The 16,865-nt window shown below is 60.5% G+C and carries 21 protein-coding genes and 1 pseudogene; 2 read left to right on the top strand and 20 right to left on the bottom strand.

The window, feature by feature from the left end; all coding sequences use genetic code 11:
- Positions 1–579 precede the first annotated feature (579 nt).
- The 7 genes and pseudogenes from AB1411_02715 to AB1411_02685 form a co-directional block, all read right to left on the bottom strand.
- On the bottom strand, positions 580–801 hold the full coding sequence (locus AB1411_02715) for a DUF2283 domain-containing protein (protein MEW6542504.1): 222 nt from the start codon (positions 799–801) through the stop codon (positions 580–582).
- Between the two features lie 54 nt (positions 802–855).
- Positions 856–1,113, bottom strand: a complete 258-nt coding sequence (locus AB1411_02710) for a type II toxin-antitoxin system RelE/ParE family toxin (GenBank protein MEW6542503.1) — start codon at positions 1,111–1,113, stop codon at positions 856–858.
- 7 nt (positions 1,114–1,120) lie between these two features.
- Positions 1,121–1,321 carry a type II toxin-antitoxin system prevent-host-death family antitoxin gene (locus AB1411_02705; protein MEW6542502.1) on the bottom strand — a complete coding sequence of 67 codons (201 nt, stop codon included), beginning with the start codon at positions 1,319–1,321 and terminating at the stop codon, positions 1,121–1,123.
- A gap of 396 nt (positions 1,322–1,717) precedes the next feature.
- Positions 1,718–1,870: a hypothetical protein gene (locus tag AB1411_02700; GenBank protein ID MEW6542501.1), complete on the bottom strand. Its 153-nt coding sequence runs from the start codon at positions 1,868–1,870 to the stop codon at positions 1,718–1,720.
- Positions 1,871–1,897: 27 nt separating this feature from the next.
- Complete coding sequence (locus AB1411_02695; protein ID MEW6542500.1) at positions 1,898–3,628, bottom strand: SUMF1/EgtB/PvdO family nonheme iron enzyme; 1,731 nt, start codon at positions 3,626–3,628, stop codon at positions 1,898–1,900.
- A 697-nt stretch (positions 3,629–4,325) separates the two neighbouring features.
- Positions 4,326–4,886 (bottom strand): hypothetical protein, encoded by a 561-nt coding sequence (locus AB1411_02690; GenBank protein ID MEW6542499.1) that lies wholly within the window; start codon positions 4,884–4,886, stop codon positions 4,326–4,328.
- 84 nt (positions 4,887–4,970) lie between these two features.
- A pseudogene (locus AB1411_02685) lies at positions 4,971–5,354 on the bottom strand (type I restriction endonuclease).
- An 816-nt stretch (positions 5,355–6,170) separates the two neighbouring features.
- Here AB1411_02685 and AB1411_02680 point away from each other — a divergent pair.
- Both AB1411_02680 and AB1411_02675 read left to right on the top strand, forming a co-directional pair.
- Complete coding sequence (locus AB1411_02680; GenBank protein MEW6542498.1) at positions 6,171–7,106, top strand: ParM/StbA family protein; 936 nt, start codon at positions 6,171–6,173, stop codon at positions 7,104–7,106.
- Positions 7,078–7,524 carry a hypothetical protein gene (locus AB1411_02675; protein ID MEW6542497.1) on the top strand — a complete coding sequence of 149 codons (447 nt, stop codon included), beginning with the start codon at positions 7,078–7,080 and terminating at the stop codon, positions 7,522–7,524. The genes AB1411_02680 and AB1411_02675 overlap by 29 nt, the downstream gene beginning before the upstream one ends.
- Positions 7,525–7,584: 60 nt before the next feature.
- On the opposite strand, the gene AB1411_02670 is transcribed toward AB1411_02675, so the two are convergent.
- The 13 genes from AB1411_02670 to AB1411_02610 form a co-directional block, all read right to left on the bottom strand.
- The gene (locus AB1411_02670; GenBank protein ID MEW6542496.1) at positions 7,585–8,313 is read right to left on the bottom strand and encodes a hypothetical protein; all 729 of its coding nucleotides are present in this window, start codon (positions 8,311–8,313) and stop codon (positions 7,585–7,587) included.
- A 21-nt stretch (positions 8,314–8,334) separates the two neighbouring features.
- Complete coding sequence (locus AB1411_02665; GenBank protein ID MEW6542495.1) at positions 8,335–8,589, bottom strand: hypothetical protein; 255 nt, start codon at positions 8,587–8,589, stop codon at positions 8,335–8,337.
- 30 nt (positions 8,590–8,619) lie between these two features.
- Positions 8,620–9,495, bottom strand: coding sequence for an HD domain-containing protein (locus tag AB1411_02660; GenBank protein MEW6542494.1), 876 nt, complete (start codon positions 9,493–9,495; stop codon positions 8,620–8,622).
- Between the two features lie 483 nt (positions 9,496–9,978).
- The gene (locus AB1411_02655; protein MEW6542493.1) at positions 9,979–10,302 is read right to left on the bottom strand and encodes a hypothetical protein; all 324 of its coding nucleotides are present in this window, start codon (positions 10,300–10,302) and stop codon (positions 9,979–9,981) included.
- Between the two features lie 107 nt (positions 10,303–10,409).
- Positions 10,410–10,772 (bottom strand): hypothetical protein, encoded by a 363-nt coding sequence (locus AB1411_02650; GenBank protein ID MEW6542492.1) that lies wholly within the window; start codon positions 10,770–10,772, stop codon positions 10,410–10,412.
- 8 nt (positions 10,773–10,780) lie between these two features.
- Complete coding sequence (locus AB1411_02645) at positions 10,781–11,335, bottom strand: lytic transglycosylase domain-containing protein (GenBank protein MEW6542491.1); 555 nt, start codon at positions 11,333–11,335, stop codon at positions 10,781–10,783.
- Positions 11,332–11,682 carry a heavy metal-binding domain-containing protein gene (locus AB1411_02640; protein ID MEW6542490.1) on the bottom strand — a complete coding sequence of 117 codons (351 nt, stop codon included), beginning with the start codon at positions 11,680–11,682 and terminating at the stop codon, positions 11,332–11,334. The genes AB1411_02645 and AB1411_02640 overlap by 4 nt, the downstream gene beginning before the upstream one ends.
- Positions 11,679–12,368, bottom strand: a complete 690-nt coding sequence (locus tag AB1411_02635) for a hypothetical protein (protein ID MEW6542489.1) — start codon at positions 12,366–12,368, stop codon at positions 11,679–11,681. Before AB1411_02635 ends, AB1411_02640 begins: the two co-directional genes overlap by 4 nt.
- Positions 12,369–12,518: 150 nt before the next feature.
- The gene (locus AB1411_02630; GenBank protein MEW6542488.1) at positions 12,519–13,241 is read right to left on the bottom strand and encodes a hypothetical protein; all 723 of its coding nucleotides are present in this window, start codon (positions 13,239–13,241) and stop codon (positions 12,519–12,521) included.
- 109 nt (positions 13,242–13,350) lie between these two features.
- Complete coding sequence (locus AB1411_02625; protein ID MEW6542487.1) at positions 13,351–13,983, bottom strand: hypothetical protein; 633 nt, start codon at positions 13,981–13,983, stop codon at positions 13,351–13,353.
- Positions 13,984–14,019: 36 nt separating this feature from the next.
- Positions 14,020–14,613: a hypothetical protein gene (locus tag AB1411_02620; protein MEW6542486.1), complete on the bottom strand. Its 594-nt coding sequence runs from the start codon at positions 14,611–14,613 to the stop codon at positions 14,020–14,022.
- A 342-nt stretch (positions 14,614–14,955) separates the two neighbouring features.
- Positions 14,956–15,291, bottom strand: coding sequence for a hypothetical protein (locus AB1411_02615; GenBank protein MEW6542485.1), 336 nt, complete (start codon positions 15,289–15,291; stop codon positions 14,956–14,958).
- Between the two features lie 311 nt (positions 15,292–15,602).
- Positions 15,603–16,508, bottom strand: coding sequence for a site-specific DNA-methyltransferase (locus tag AB1411_02610; protein ID MEW6542484.1), 906 nt, complete (start codon positions 16,506–16,508; stop codon positions 15,603–15,605).
- Positions 16,509–16,865: the final 357 nt, after the last annotated feature.

The raw sequence follows: 16,865 nt of genomic DNA, 5'->3' as shown, positions 1-16,865 counted from the left end.
TAGCTCCGTTTTTCCCCAAAAGCAATGCGTCGCCCTGGACGAAACTCGCGAGGGGGGGAGTCTTCGCCCCCCCCGGCTCCCCCCAGGATGCGCCCGCGTGTCCGCCGGCGAGAATGCGAGAGCACCTACCGAACCAAGGCGTTGAGCTGGTCGCCGTGAACAAGGCCAGCTTGGGGGCAATTGCGGCAAAAATTGAGGTTGGAACCGGGAGTCACGCGGTGAGCCCGCTCAAGCCGTCCGAGCCGGAATCTTCAGAAGTCCTTGAGCCACTTGCGGGACTTGGTGGAGGCGCCGGGCGGGTTCGAACCGCCGCATCGCAGTTTTGCAGCGAGCCCGAAGCCTCTACGACCGAGAGCGATCAACGGCGAGGGGGTACTACGCCGGAGCCGTAAAAACAAGGGGTTTCGCAATGTTCGTTGTGACCGATGGCGATTGAGGCAGACTGTGGATAGGGACCAAAATCGGGAGTGGAACCGGGAGTAAAACCGGGATCAGGGTGCCTACTTACCTAGGCGGCTTTTCGAGGGAACTCTCGAACGCCCGATCCGGCTGAGCTCAGGCCGCCACCTCAACCGGTCGTTACACGGCCCGTGCGTGTCCTTCGGCCTGGATCGTAACGCTCACCTCATTGGGGAGAACCAGGTGCCGAGCGGAGGCGTTCAGAAATTCCACACTCACCGGCTCGCGGTCCTCGCCGTAACTGACAATGACCCCTCCCGGCTCCTCAACCGCATCGGTCGGAGGATCGTCACGCAATTTCAGAAGCAACACATCCGCCTCAGGGTCATACCGTATGCGCATCATGACGCTCCCCCTTTCCAATATCGCTCAATTCGACTCGTCCAGACCGGGCACCTAACGATAGATTTCTCCCCGGTGTCCCACTTTGACCACAAGGACGAGCAGGACCTGGTCCTGGATTTCATAAATGATCCGATAGTCCCCGACGCGGATGCGGTAGAGGCTCTCCGCACCCGACAGCTTTTCGACTCCAGGCGGGCGTGGATTGTTAGCCAAGGCATTGACCTTGACCGCAATCCGCTTCTGCACCTGTTCAGGTAACTTGCCGAGGCTACGAGCAGCGGAAGGCTTGAACTCGACGCGATACAGCACCAGGGGATCAGAGCCCCAAATCCGCCTTGACCTTGTCCCAAGGAATGGACCCTGGTTCCTTGAGCGCTTGACGCGCGTCTTCCAGGTCCATGAGATCCTCGAGCTTCTCCAGCAGGGTCACATCCTCGATCGGCACGACAGCCGCCACCTTTTTTCCGCGGCGGGTGATCACCACCCGTTCCTTACGGAGGGCCGCTCGATTGACCATCGTAGAGAATCGGCCTGGCGATTTAGTAGCTGAGGCTCTCGACATGTGGCAAGTCTCCTGTCTCCCCTAGCCAATCACTTCATCACACTACAGTCCGGCGTCAGCGCTGTCAAGAAAGCTTTTCTTCGTGAGGGGGGAGTCTTCTCGACACCCCCCTGCTCCCCCCAGGATGCGCCCGCGTTCCGCCGGCGTGAACGACGACGAAGAAATTGCGACAGGGCGCCCCGGTCCCGGGCCGGCAACTGGCCAGTGCTCGGGCGCGGGCCGGTCCGGGCCCGTCCTGAGCTTGTCGAAGGGATCAGGGTGGTGCGCTCTTCGGAGTCGGCGCTTCAGGGGCAGGAAGTCCGGCGCCCTCGTTTCGCGGAGGGCATGAGTTCGACCCCACCTGGCCTCCCCTTACGAAGGGGCGGCAGAACCGCCCAGCACGAACCGATGCGAGCGGGGAAACGTGCCGACATGATTGACGAACCAGAGCAGGAGGTCGTAGGCCACGGTCACCGCCGCCGGCAGCGCCGGCGGCGGGGCCGAGGACTCGGATTCAAGACTCACAGGGCTACAGGGCCACAGTCCAGAGGGTTATTTCGGAACGTCCTGGACACACCGGAAGCCGATAACGTCATTCCGGTTCGCCGGTTGAATCCAGAACCGGAGCGCAGAACGAACGATCACGGGTTCATCGTACCAGGACCCACCGCGGAGCACGCGAGACTTGCCATTGGATGGCCCGGTCGGATTGCGTTGAGAGCTGCGTTCGTAGTAGTCCTTGCCGTACCAGTCCGCCGTCCACTCCCACACATTCCCGGTCGTGTCATGGAGTCCGAACGGATTCGGGTCGAACGAGCCCACCGGCGCCGTGCGGCCATAGCCGTCGTCATAGCCGTCCATGATCGGCCACGGCCGGCCTGGAAAGCGCTGCTTGTTGGTCCTATCCGCGATATTCGCGACGCGCCGCGAGCCGGGATTCCCGTCGCCCCACCAGTAGGTCGTCTGCGTCCCGCCCCGATTGGCATATTCGAACTCCGCTTCGGTCGGCAGCCGCTTCCCCGCCCAGCGGCAATAGGCCTCCGCATCGTACCAACTCACCGAGACCACGGGATGCTCGTCCCGGTTGGAGACGAACACCGTCTCGCCGCCCTCCGGCTTGCGCCAGTTGGCCCCGCTCACCTCCGTCCACTTGTCGTCGTGCACATAAGCCCAGGCCTTGCCCTCCTTCTCCGCCGTCGTCTCGTAGCCGGTCTCCCGCACGAACTTCTGAAACAACCGGTTCGTCACCTCGTACTTGTCCAGGTAGAAGGCGTCCAGCGTCACGCGATGGACCGGCTGCTCGTCCGCTTCCCCCTCCGTGCTCCCCATCAGGAACTCCCCGGCGGGGATGAGCAGCATCTTGGCGCCATCCTTCCCCGTCAGCTCCCGGCCCGGCTGGCGCAGGGCTTCGTATGGCCTGGCGCGGGCCACCGTGACCGGCAAGGCGCTCCGGGCGCCGAGCACCTCCTCCCCCGGCAACAGCACCGGCGTCTGCTCCCGGTTCAACTCTTCCACGGCGGTCTCCGCCACCTGCTTCCGGACATAGGGGTAGAGCTCCTTCAGCGTGACGAGTCCGTCCTTGTCCTGGTCGGCCTCCCCGTGCAGCCCCGTGAGCAACGCATAGGTGAAGAGACCGTGCCCGGCCTTGTCATAGTCCGAGCTGATCTGGGTGCCGGTGGATGCCGCGAGCACCACCACCTTGCCCGCCGCCAGAAGGGGGTTCTCCAGGGAGAGCACCATCGGGCGGGCGCCCTTGGCCAGCAGGGAGCGGCCGGCGCTGCCGGAGAAGCAGGAATCCAGCAGGACGAGCACCTGCTTGGCCGGCAGCTTGTTCAGGGACTCATACAGGGCCTTGAGCGGATACAAGCCGTCGGGATAATCCGGATGTCCGTCCCAGGGGACGAGGTAGGCGTCCCCAGTCTTCGGATCGGGCGTCCCGTGCCCGGCATAGTACACATAGACTGTGGACTCCGGTTTGACCCGCATCCGCAGCCAGTCCCCGATGGTGCGCAGATCCGCGCTGGTGGCTTTGGCGTCGGTCATGACCCGGATATGGGATTTCGGGATCCCGGCTTGGGTCTCCAGGAGCTTCGCCACCGCTTCGGCATCCTTGACGCCATAGGCCACTTTCGGGATGACCTCCTCGCGATACTGACTGATCCCGATGACCACCGCGTAGGCGTCGGGCTGCTGGAGTGATGGCACTCCGGCCTGGCTCGCCATCGGACTCAGACCAGCCAGAAGGAGCAAGCTGACCAAGGCCCACGTGCGCGGAAGATACATGGCACGCCTCCCTTGTGAAACCATAGGTGCAGGCCAAGCCTGCACCAGGCTACCTCGGCTCTTCCTAAAAAGCAAGGCACCGCTTGTGAGTATGTCAAACCAAAATAGAAATGTCCGGTTTTTAGTAGGTTGCCGCCGCCACTGGTGATCGTAGGCGACGAACTGAGTGTACTGGTACCCGTCGGGATCCTGGGCCTTGTACTCCCACCAGAGCAGGTCCAGCGTCAGATTGACGCCCCGATGCCACCGGAGCTCCTCCTCGATGGCGGCATAGTCCGGCAGGGGCCGAGGCCGACCCGGCGTCCCCGGACGGCGAAACAGGCGGGCTTCGAGTTCCGGGGCGCTGCGGGTGGGAACAGCGGCCAGCTCAGCTCGGCCTCAGCAGCCCTGGCCAAGTAGTCACTGACCGTGCTGCTGGCGAGCCCGCAACTGCGGGCAATGTCCCGGCCCGTCAGCCGGCACTCGTGTTTGAGACGCAGGACTTCGCGAATCTTGCGCATGGAGAGGCGCTCCCTCGGCATAGCACCTCCTGGTTAGGACCGGTGCTATGGAGCCCGCTCTCCCGCGCCGCTTCAAGGGCAACGCTCCTCCGCCTGTCTGGGGTGTCCGAAATCCCCGAAATGGTGTCCGATCTGGCCCGAAAAACGCAGCCCTTGTCACCGAAGCCCATGACGGCCTGGCTTGACCCTTCACCCGGTTATGCAATCGAGTGAGGTGAAGGCACCTGACACTCCCGGCGTTCCGCCCGTCGTTGCCGCATCCATAGGCGGACCTTCACCCGCTGAGCGAGCTTGATCAGCCAGGGCATCATCCGCGGCTCCCGGCCCATCAGGTAATAGCGGGCTTGGTACGCCATCACCTTTGGGGTGATACGCATGTCGGTCTCGAAGCGCTTTTCCATCCAGGCCCCCACCGTCTGTTCGCGCCGGCGCTTCTCCTCGGGCGTCCATGGCCCGTTCGCGGAACGTGCCGGCTTTCCCGTCCGGTCACCGGTTATCCAGGCTGGCAGGGCGCCGTTAAAGTCGGGATACACCAAGGTCTTTTTCAGCGGACCGGCGATTCCCCCCGCTCGCTTAAACCGGAGGCCATGCCGCAACCAGTCCAGAAACTGCCCAGGCTGAAAGGCAGCGGCTGTCCAGCGCGCCACGTTTGCCACCTGTGGCGCTGATCGAGTCATGGACCGCCTCGGCAATGCCCACGCCGGCGAGACCCATACCCTCTTGCCGTCGATCAAGACGACGATCTGTATGAGCGTCATCCACTCCCGGCACCGTGCTTCTACCTGACGAACCCGTCGCCAGAGCTTCCACATCCCATCCGTCCTAGTCCCAGTCCTCGCAACCGCCAAGATCAGGGGAAGCCCGTTGACCCATCCCACTGTCCCCGGCGACACTCTTCGACCGGAATCTGTCCCTACCCTGATCCGGCCGGTTACAGCAAACCGATTCCGCTCCGGATGCTCCCAATCAACCAGACGAATGCCATCCAAGCCATATACAAGTGCCTGCCAAAACAGCCAGTTTCCCTCCAACCCCCATGGTAATTTCCGTAACCAGTCACGGACCACCACGGACTTTGCCTTGGCTTCCTCCTGATCTAGCTGATTGAGCCGTTGAATAGCTAACTCCATGTCTTCCCAGGAGATTTCACCTTCATCGCGGCGTACGTCGTCCCCAGCATCGCTCCTGTCAGTCCTCCATCCTGCCAGTCTGAACTCTCGTTCCACCAGTTCTCCCACCCCTCTCTCCCCCACCCCGTCCCCAATCACCCTGCCACTTGGGAGTGTCTTACGAATAAATCTTATAGGTTATGTCTTAACAAAACACGCAGACTGTTCCGAGTTGCCCTCGCGGCAATCTTACAGCTGTGGCCAGGCGCGTCTCGGACGAATGGAATGACCGCGGAGCGCGGCTTCTCTCGAACCATTTGAAATCACATGGCTTTTCGCCACACGGCCCACACGGCCACGAAATAGAAGATCGACCATGTTGTCTAACGCCTTGATCTTTCGATAGTTTCTTGCATTCAGTCTGCGGCGGCTTCACGGGCGCCTGAAGTGCTCGTTTCTAAGTTGTGAGTTTCTTTGGCTATTTTATGGCTATGTCCCCTGAGGGCCCCTGAGGGGACCTGTTAATCAACAATTATTGATGCATACGAGGGCCCCTCAGGGGACCTCGTATGTAACTTCTTGTTATTCCTTCTGAATTTCCCTCTCAACCTGCGCAATATCGCCGTGTTAGACATTGAACCACGCGAATTTTCAGATGAAATTGATCCGTCCGATGGTCGTAATACCATGATGGGGCTACGAGCGACCCGTCGGCCGTGACGACGGGCGACAACATCTCAAAAGAGTATTACCGAGACGCGGAAGGGGGGGGGGTGGCCCCCGGATTCCGACGACGGGCGACAAAATCGCCAAGGAGTGCGGCCGAGACGCGAGAGAGGGGGGGGTGGCCCCCGGATTCCGACGACGGGCGACAACATCTCAAAAGAGTATTGCCGAGACGCGGAAGAGACCGTAACCGCAGGGAGGGAGGGCATGAAGAGCATCGGACTCGATGTGGGGTATGGGTGGACCAAAATCGTGGACGAGAAGGGAGTTCGCAGCTACCCGAGTGTCGTTGGGAGCTATGAGGCTGGCATGGCTATCGAAGGCTTCACGGATCGGCTCGATGACGTCGAGACCGTGGAGGGACAGCTGTTTTTCGTCGGGGACCGGGCCGTACGGTCCAGTAGCATGGAGTTTCAAGCCCGCTCGCGATCGTGGATCGAATCGCTCCCGTACCGGGTCTTGGTGTCCCATGCGCTGAGGCCGTACGACCAGCCTGAACCTCTCCATGTGGTGACTGGCCTGCCAGTCGGGTATCTCGATGATCGGAAATCCCTCACGAAACTCATCCGTCAGATCCATCGTGGCGTCAAGCATATCTCCGTGTTGCCGCAGCCGCTCGGCTCCTACATGGATCTCCTCCTCGACGAGGCCGGCGCCACCCGCAACCCGGCGTTGGCCGACCAAACCGTCGGCATCCTCGACATTGGCTACTATACGACGGACTGCTTGATCGTGGATCGTCTACAACCCCGAACGGAACGCATGACCGGAATCGAGGTCGGGGTCTCGCTCGTCTGTCAGCGGTTGGAACGCGACCTTCGGGAGAAGTTCCGATGCTCGTGGCGCCTCCATCAATTGGATGCGGCGCTCCGCAGCCGATCGATTAAAGTGCGGGGGACCACACATGACATCGCGGATCTGGTCAGTCACCGGGTCAAAGAGCTGACGTTGACCCTCCAGCGGTATATCGAACAACTCTGGCAAGACGCGACGGTTGATCAGCTCCTCTTGACCGGAGGCGGGGCTCAGTTGGTCGAGGCCGGCCTCGGCAAGGAGTATCCGGTCCTGGCGGTCCAAGACCCGGCGATCGCCAACGCGCGGGGGTATTTCAAGTATGGGAAGCAGATCCAGCAAGTCCAGTAGTGCAAACCGAGCGCGCACCACGCAAATCGGCCAGCGGCTTGCGAAGTGGCGGCTGCCGGCGGCTCAGCCATCCCAGAAGGCCCGATCGCTGCGCATCAAGCTGACGATCTCGCCCCAATCGGTCCTTGATCGTCCTCTCTATGACCGCCTGGCGGCCGTCCACCAACGGGAGCGCGCGCGATTATTGCGGGGCTTTGCGCAGCGAGGGCTCGACAGTCTTGTCATCGAGCGTCACGACGGGCCACGGCCCGCCGTGACTGACCCTGGGCCATCAGGGAAGCCATCGGAACCCGAGACGACGCGCCAGGAACCCGGCCCGGCCTCCTTGGCGACGACGCCGACTCGCTCGACCGAGTTCGATGTCATCCTGAAACACGTCATCCACTTCACCGACACGGGTTCCGATGAGGACGGCTGACCATCCCCCGAAAAGCCGGAGCCCCGTTGCCCGCCCATGTCCATCGGAAGGAAGCGGCACTCATTGATCCAGGTACAACCGCTTCTTGGCGAGGTCCCGCTGGATCCGATGTTGACCCAGGAGAAAAATGACGATCGAGACGACCGCGGTTAAGGTGGTCAGAACCAGCACAAGCCAGGCGGCAATCAGGAAGGCATGACGAATCTGAAGAATCCACGCGGTCAGGTGCCCGACCGTGCCCGGGGTGAGCAGGAGGAGTTTCTGGATGAATTGCGTCTTCTCAACGAACAGCCCGAGTCGATTCGGCGTCAGGAAGAAATAGAGGTAATGGTAGAACCAAAAGAGGCCGACCACGACCAGGGCCTTCCCTGTAAAGAGCGCGCCGTAGAGCGCGTAAATCGCTTTCTTGCTCCACGGACCGATAAAGCAGGCGGATAAATTCATCGCCGTCACGATGTTGTATCCGAGGGCAAAGCTGACGCTCAGCAGGAGGGCAAACATCTGATCGAAGGCGCTTGGGTGCGTCGTCCCGAAAATTGGGAAGAGCTGTTCGATCACCGCCACACTGATCGGCAGGGTGAGACCGCTGATCAAGGTGCTCACCAAGCCTCCTTTCAACCCCACCTCCATGAAGCTCATCCGCTCTCGTAAGAGGAGATAGGATTCCGGCAGCGGCTGACCGTCCCGTTCCATATTGGCGTACATCTGGATGTCGGAAATCGCCTCGATTAAACTTTTTGGCTTTGGCCGCTCGCCGATGATCGGGAGCAGCCCCCCACCCTTTCCCATCTCCAGTTCCTCCTGTTCAGACTACGGTCGCGGAGCGAAGAGCCAGCTGAGACTCGCGCCATACGCCAGCGCGTAGGCGGCGAGAAAGAAGACCATGCCGACCGCGAAGCGCTGTTTATAGACACCGTACCAGAACGAATAGAACAGCATGACCGAGGCCAGAAGCCGAGCGGTCATGCCGGTAAACAGCGTGTCCAGAACGGACTGCCACCAGGCCAGATAGGCTTCAGGATCCCCGTAGTACGCGGGATTAAACCACTCAATGAGATTGTCCATGACTTCCACTCCTGTTCAGCGTGGCATCGTTTAGGGAAAGAGCGAGCCGCTCCTGGCCGGCTTGATAGACGAGATGGTTTGCAAGATCCCCTCTTTCATCTGCTCGAACTCGCCGGCTTTCTGACCGAACGCCTCAATTTTAATTGGAACCAAAGCGTGCTTCTTCGGATTCTTCAAGTGGGGCGATCGGATTTCGAACGGCAGCCCGTAATAGCCAGGGCCAACATCCAGCGCCAGGAGATCAGCCTGTCTCAGCGTCTCGACCAGGCGCCGGTATGCGGTTTCCTTCTCCGACGTGGCGACCAGCACCAAGTCGATCACCCGTCTGTGATTGGCAAGCTTTTTGGCGGCTTCATACATCCACTCCGGCTTGCAATAGACGACCCCCTCGAAGGAGATCCCTCTCCACGACGACTGGCCTCGCTCGAGCACGTTGATTTTCTCGGCCACGATCGATAAAAGGTCGGCCGGTTTGCACCATGACTCCCAGGGTTGGACGGTGATATCGCGGCTCATGAGCTGCACTTCTTCTTCGCGGGCCTTCCGATCCGCCATTTGCAGGATATTGGTCAATGGATTGCGGCTGACCCGATGATGCTCCTCGATGCTGTTCAAGGCCTCGTCCAGCCAATGCAGGTTCTGCGTGACGGCATACGGCGCGAAGATCTCCCGGAGTTTCGAGGAACTGATCTTGGGATGATCCGACATCGTGTAAATCCCGCTCTGGCGCAACGTGGCGATCTTTCCGATGTCATGGCCGAGGGCAATCGTGAGGAGTTTCGCAAGCAGTGGTTCTGGCGTCCGATATTGCTGGGCCAGGAGATCGAGGGCGTGTCGGGTGACCCGGGCCGTGTGGTGCTTGAGTGGGACCTTCGCTAAGGTGTCCCGAATGGAGAAGAGTTCCATGCTTTCCTCGTCACGTGACGACTCGACGATCACGACGGACGGATCGTTGGGGTTGGCCTCAAGGAGCTCGCAGACTGCGACGAGCGGCTCCCACGCGGATCCCAGAAGGTGCCGGTTGGGGACGAGGAATTGATCAAGAAGACGGGCGGAGTGTCCGGAACCCGCACGGGATGGGACCGAATGCGTGACATCCGTGGTCGCCGGTTGTTCCTGAGGAGGCGCCTGATCGGCATGGCCAGGCGTGATCGGCTGAAACGGAACGGCAGAAGCCTGGCTCGTCGGTGATGTCTCGGTCCGACCGGAAGCCTGCCGGGCCCTATTCCGATTCTTCCACAGGTCAGCCAAGCTCTCTAATGGAATGACCAACGGGGCTTCCTCGGTCGGACCACGAGCGGATTTCCAGGGGAGGAACCGCGAGAGTAGTTGAGCGAATGAGGTCCGACGTGGTCCCACGACAGTCACAGGAGGCAGGTGTGGTGTTCGTTACCGCCACGCTTCCGGCAGTTCGACGCGCTTCAAGGCAGCTCGCTGCGTGGTGAGGGGCAGCACGCGGCCGAAACACCACACATGGACGATGACGGTTTCACCCAGGATCGCATGAAGCTGGCCGGTCATGGTGGCCCCGCCCTCGATCTTGACCGTGACCAACTCCCCCGGCTTGATCGCATCGGTATCGGGCGCCCCATTCTGCTCGACGGTCCCCGAATCCGGCGCCGATTCGAGCGGGACGATCGTGAGCACGCTTTGACAATTCCGTACGGTCTCCTTCAGATCATCAGGACCCTGACAAATGATGTAGTCGTCCATCCGTTGCATCTCCGTGACGCCAATATGCTCGAGAAACTGCTTGACCCGCCCGTACCACCCCGGCCTGATCAATAACATCCATGTCCGCATGGGTCCCGATCCTCTGGTTATTGCGGTACTTCCGGTGTTCGTCCCGGCCGGAGGCCAGAGCCGTTGACACGAGTTGCAAGCGTCCCGGCCAGGCCGAGGATGGAGGAAGCAACCTGCCGCCGTTGCTCCGGAGACAGCGTGTCCCACGCGGCCACCGCCAGATCGACTTGCCGCTTGAGCATCGCACCATGCCAATCGATCAACCGATAGGCAATCGCCTGGACTTCCGCGCTGGAAGGGGCCTGCTCCAGCAGGTTCTGGAGCGCCTGCTCGGTAACCGGGGACCGTCCCTCCACCATGCCGGCCACGGGCGCCGGCGTCAGTGGTTGAGAGCTGGGATCTCGCTCGCACCCGTGGAGCGCGGCCCCAAGGACGATCATGCCGAGCGTTATCGCGAGCCCGCCATCCGTCGTAACTGCCCGTACACCTTCCATGGATACCTCGGATTGATGCCGTTGTAGCGTTCGATAGCAGTCCAGTTATACCCGTGCCGGTCGATCTTCTCGCGGAGATGGCGAGCCGTGACGAACAAATTCCAGCACGGATCGAGCATCCACGCCGGATGGACGCCGTACGAGATGGCCGTCCAGACGTTGATCTGTCCCAAGCCTACGTCGAAATTGGCCCGTTCCCGGAGCAGACGCGCGATCCGTCGCTCGGCGTCCCGCTTCGAGGACACGAGCTCTCGCCTCCCCTGTCCGTGCGAATTGACGTTCAAGGCGATGGGATCACCGCCGCTCTCGATCTGGACAATGGCGTGGATGAGGGAGGGTGGTATTCGCCAGTAGTCAGCAATCTGTTCCATGCAGGCCGGCGGGGTCCACGCCTCGGCCCGAACAGACACGGCCAAGGCAAACACCCAGCAGACTCCGAGAATGACGATCCAGAGGATCGCGATCAGCAGGGCGGACTTCCGAGCCTTTCGTCGGTGAAGGGTCGTCATGGGGACTCCATCGGATCAAGCAGTCGAACGGCTGTCCCATAGGCGCAGATTTGCAACATGGTCATCTTCTTGAAGGGGACAGGCATGAGGCTGACACGGAGCCCCACGACGGCGTCCCCGCCGGCCTCTTTCGCGCGCTGTTTGAGTCGTTCGAAGCAGTCGGTCATTCCGGCCCGAATGGGCGCATCGTAGCTGCCGACACGCCCACCGAAGAAATCCTTCACTTGCGCGAAGAGGTCTCGGGCGACATTGAGCCCGATAATTTCCTGCTCGATCAACAATCCCAAGATCTCGTAGTGGCGCCCAGGAATGGTTTCCGTGGTGAGCAGCCAGATGGAATGGGTCACGACTTGCCTCCGGCTTCGCTCGGCGTGCCGATCAACGGAGGAGGCCCGGGGTCGGCCGCGGGCTGCTCCGTTCCTTCCGGTGTCCCTTGAGCTGCGGAAGAGCCATCCTGGTTCGGACCGACTGCCTTTTTGCCGTTGTCCGATACGGCCTTGGGGCTGTCCGGCACGGCCGTACTTGAGCCGGACTTCTTGTCCCCGGCAGCGGTCATCCTCCGAACCTTCACGACGAGATCGTTGACACGCTTCTGCAGAGCCTGAAGTTGGCGCCGCAGATCCTCCTGGCTGGCGCGGACTTCGGCCTGGGCGTCATCCAACGCCCGCTTCAGGTCCATCGCGTCTTGCTCGACCTGAGTTTTGAGCGAGCCGACCGTGGTCCGAAGTTCCTGAATGAGCTGAGCCTCCTTCTGCAAGAGGCCCTTAGCCGACTCGAGATCCTGCTGCATGAGCTTCATCTGGCCGGTTGAAGCCGTGTGCGCCTGCTTCATCTCCGTCAGGCTGCCGGCGAGCTTCCCATGTCCTTGCTCCAGGACCCCAACCTGTTTGCGGAGGTCCCCGTACTCCACATCGAGTTCATTCTTGATCGCCAGGGTATGGGCGTATTTGTCCATGAGGGCGCGGTACTCTGTTTTCGACACGCACCCGGCCAATCCCGCGATCACGCTGATCACCAACACCACACGTCGCATACGCTCCTTTCCGGGCCGTTACAGGCACTCATCACATCGGTCACGGCTGATCGAGCAGGCACGACCCCACAACGACCGTGCTCGGCATCCCGGCTGGGCATCCCGCGACGGCCGGATCCCGAGAAGTTCGTCGCGGAATGCCTTCGTGCCTCAGGACGCGGCAACGGCCGAAACCGTTGAAGCTTTTGGTTCCTTCGGAGCCTTCGGGGCCCTCGGTTCTTTCGGCTCGCCCCCCTCCAACTGCTCGTAACGGCGCGGAGGATCGTAGTCAATGCCGACCAGCGCCGACAGCTCGGCCGTCAGGTCATTGACCTGCTTGACGACCTCGATGGCCTGTTTCAGGGACGTCGCCGAGGCCGAGAGATCGGTGCTGGTCAACCGGCACGACAGCATGGCGCTGTCCAGATGCCGCACCCCATAGATCAAATCGCGAAGCGACTGAGTCCGGGGGAGAAACACGTACGCATTCCGGCGCGCCGCGAACGCGACCCTCACCTCGGGCGCTTCCAGATCATTCTGGGCGCCGAACACCCCGGCATCGTGGATGCCGAACTTCTTCAATGCGTCCTTCATGGCCGCCCCGAGATCCTCGACTTTCTTGAGCGCCACGGCGGCCTTGTCGAAAGAGATGCTGCTCCCGATCTCGCGCCGCAGCCTGTAGACGGCTCTGTCCAGCGCGATCATCATGCGACACATCATGAAGCCCTCGTTCGTCTTGGGCAGGATGATCACGCTGCGCGGATCCTTGGCGCGTTCGATGTTCATGGCCTGAATCCGCTCGGCCCGCTCGGATCGGTCTCTCCCGCTCCTGACCCCATTACCACGACCTTCCGTGCTTCCGTTCGATTCACTGACGACGCTCTGTTGCGACATGACACTCCTCCTTGGTCTGCGGGTTCGTCCTTGCGAACCCGGGGTTGGCTTGATGATGGTCCCTGTTGAACAACTCCCCAGCGTCGCGCGCTGCGGAGAGACGATGACCTTACGTGACCCCTACGATTTCGATATGCCGCTTGACGAGTTTATTCGCGACGGCCACGTTGAGCCCCTTGTAACCCAGGAAGGCTCTGACGCTGGACGTTTCGACGAGAACTTGAGCCGATCGCGTCGAATGCAGTATCACGATGCGCCGAATCTTATTCCGTGGAGCGGGGGCCAGGGCATTGGTAATATAGGCCTCCAAGTCTGAATCAAACCGCACAAGCACCACTGTAGGGGTCAGGTACGACTTAAAGTCGAGGAGAAGCTTGAGACAGTCCCCCATCGGGTCATCGTCCGTGAGTTCTTCGATGGCGATCTTGACGAAGGGGGCCCCCACCGCGCTGGCCACACCGCGAATTTTGACCCGTTGCGCCCGAATCAACGGGATCAGCAGCGTATCGGCGACTTTTCGAATGTAGTGGACGGACCGCTGAGACAGGATCGGGTGACTGTCCCCGATCCGGCTGACCGCGGCGGCGAGATTATCCCCGACCTTGTAGGGTCGGTCTTCTTCTTCCTTTGGGAGGATGGCTAAATGGCCGGTCGTCAACATGATCAGGTACGCACTCTTATCCGGGTGCGCCTTGACAACACGCCCAAAGACGAGATGGCCGATTTGCAGGATATCGAGCACCAACACCTCTCTATCTGATCGGGCTACATGATGATATTACGTCCAAAACACCCACCATGGCCGCCGGGTCAGTCTGAGCCATCGCTGCTCTACGTCCATCGCCTCGGCCGACCCGACATCGAAGACCTGGGCCCCATCCCGGACCCTGAGTACGGGCGTGAAGGTTTCCAGCATCCAACCCGGGCCATCCTCCCGTGACACTCGCCGGGTGACAGGTTCGACCTGCTTGCCGTGCATCCGGGCGCCACCGGTTGCGATCAGGGTCTGCAGGCGGGAGTAGAGCCGGGCCAGCTCCCAGTCAATCCGCAAGTCGGTGACGGTGACTCCGTGGAGGAGCAGATCCCCTCGGTACCAGCAGTCAAATCGAGCAATGGCGCTCCGATGGTTCCCATCTTCCGCCACATAGTAGGAGAGCCCACCATCTAAGGTCCGGTAGTACATCGTGGGTTCCTTGACCGCGATATCCGTGTAGTACGAGGGATTGGCCTCATAGAGACCCAAGTTCCGGCCCATGCGTTTCCCCTTTTTGAGGAACTCCAGCCAGGTCAGGCCCTGGTAGTCTGGATGCTGAGTGCCGATGACGCGGAAGACGTTCACGGTGGCGCGGTTGGTCCAATACCGCTGGCGCACAAACGGCTCAGTCCGCTGAATCCGATTCTCATCCCACGCCAGCAGCGGCGTCGTGGCCCACGGCGGAGGCTCTTGTGCAATACGATCAACGAGAACACCCCCGCCGACCGACGCGCGTCGGCTCTCCTGGACCGGTCCGACTCGACTAAGGACTCGTGGCATCATGGCACTTCCCGTTCAATCCGGCCAGAGGCGAACGAACGACCCGATGGCCCTACAGTGGTATTACGTCCAAAGACGGCAAGGACCCCACGGAGAGGAGAGGGCTCAAACGACAAAAGGCGCCGGGAGATGCCCACGGCGCCTTGCTTGTCCAACGTCGCGTCTCGTAATTCTGTAATTTTAGCGCGGGATTCGGCGCCGGCGGCTCGGCAGGAGCCGATCGAGGAACACCTCCAAGCCCGATATCGTGTACTCCCGGTTTTTTGCGACCGCCTCCTTCAGAGCCATCGCTCTGAGCTGAGACGGCGTGAGATTCGGGTAGTCCGCGATGCTGACCTCGACGAACGTCGTCCTGCCGTTGACCACTTCCCCCCAGGCCCCGAGCACCTTTTCGGTCTCCGGGTCATGGATCGCGCCGATGCAGACGACCTCGGAGTCGGGCCCGTGGATCTTCTTCACGTACAACCCGCTCCGGTAATTCTTCAATTCGTCTTTCTTCCCAGGAAACAGCAACATGTGAGACCTCCATTGAAAATAGTTGAAAATGGTGACGATGCGGTTGACCGCAGCGACTGAAGTTCTTGACGGACAACGGGAATTCTGCGTGGCTCGCGTGGCCGGCAGGGACAGGAACGGCAGGATGATGGACGGGGTGACGTCCGATTCAGGGATCGCGGCGCGACGGCTTCGGCAGAGGGGGCGGCCGCAATCGAAGACAAGGAGACGGTTTCAAACGATCCGGTGGATTCGCGCCGTCTTCCTAAGATGGAAGACGCGCTACGTCACCAACACGCTCTCTAAGAATATTACAGCCGTGAGTTAAAAATTCATAAGGACGCCTCCACAATAGGCCTCGAAACTATTTTCGTGATCGCTTGAATAGGTCTATTCTTCAAACCAGCCACACCATCCTTCTCCGGTTGCTTCTCGAATCTGAACTGAGACGCTCGCACATAAGAGGGGTCCAACTCGATCGCAATCCACTGGCGTCCGAGCGATTCCGCCGCGGCTCCAGTTACGTTTGACCCCGCGAAAGGGTCTAGGACCAGATCTCCGGGGTTGGTCAGAAGGGTGATGAAGAATGACGGAAGAGCCTGGGGAAACCGCGCCGGATGGGGCTTGATATTCTCTTCCTTGCAACGCCGCAAGTAGTAACTGTTGCTCTCGGTGTTCGCAAATTGAAATAGGTTTGGCGGTATAGCTCCGTTGTTGTCCTTTTGGAATTTGTCGCTGATGTCGTGCCCCGAAGGACGCAGCCCCGGCTTGTAGCCGTTCTTGAGCAACTCCCTCATGCTCGCGCTGTACGGGCGTAGAACCCTCCGGTTGTCCGCCCGAACGAACGGATCAAGCGTGAGCCACCACACGTTATTGACCGCATCTTTCACGCGAAGCCGGCGAACCGTGACCCACTCGGCAGGGGTAGGAAGCCGCGCAGGGTTGTAGTGATAGAAATCCTGAGCCAAATAGAAGCCATGCCGACATAAATGAAGGAGGAGTTGAAAATGATAGACGGACTTGACAGGCAATCCCTTGATCCATGAACCGCCGATGTCGATCACCAAACTCCCGTCGGGCGTGAGAATTTGCTTGAAGAGCGGGATAAATTTATCGAACCAGTGCAAGTATGTTTCCGCATCCTCGTTGCCGTAGTCTTTCTTCCGTACGAGCGCGAAGGGCGGGGACGTCACGATCAATTTAACCCGTATCCCTTCCCTGACAAGCAACGGCAATATCTCAAGAGAATCACCCTCGAAACAACGTCCCAACTCGGTCTTATATGCAAAGGTTAATTGGGTTTGGCTGGAACCGTTCTCCGGAGGGCCTTTCGGCTTTTCGGGAACCTCGGTCGCTTCCTTTGGCGCGGGAGATCCTGACCCCGAAGATCTCGGAGTCGATTTTATGTCTTTTAAGCTCGGTTTCAGACGTAGCGCTTCATGGGCCTGTGCTCGCAAGATAGTGATGAGATACGACTGATCCGCAATGACTCTCTCCAATAACGGTCCATCGATGAAGATAATGTTCATGCTGCTCGAGCTGATCTTCTTCCGGCGAAACGTAAGAGCGCTCTCCGTGGCGTTGCCGGTCGAAAC

The organism is Nitrospirota bacterium (assembly GCA_040757595.1).
Classification (GTDB): Bacteria; Nitrospirota; Nitrospiria; order Nitrospirales; family Nitrospiraceae; genus JBFLWP01.
The sequence above is the reverse complement of the archived record's forward strand: the minus strand, read 5'-3'. Positions and strand labels throughout refer to the sequence as shown.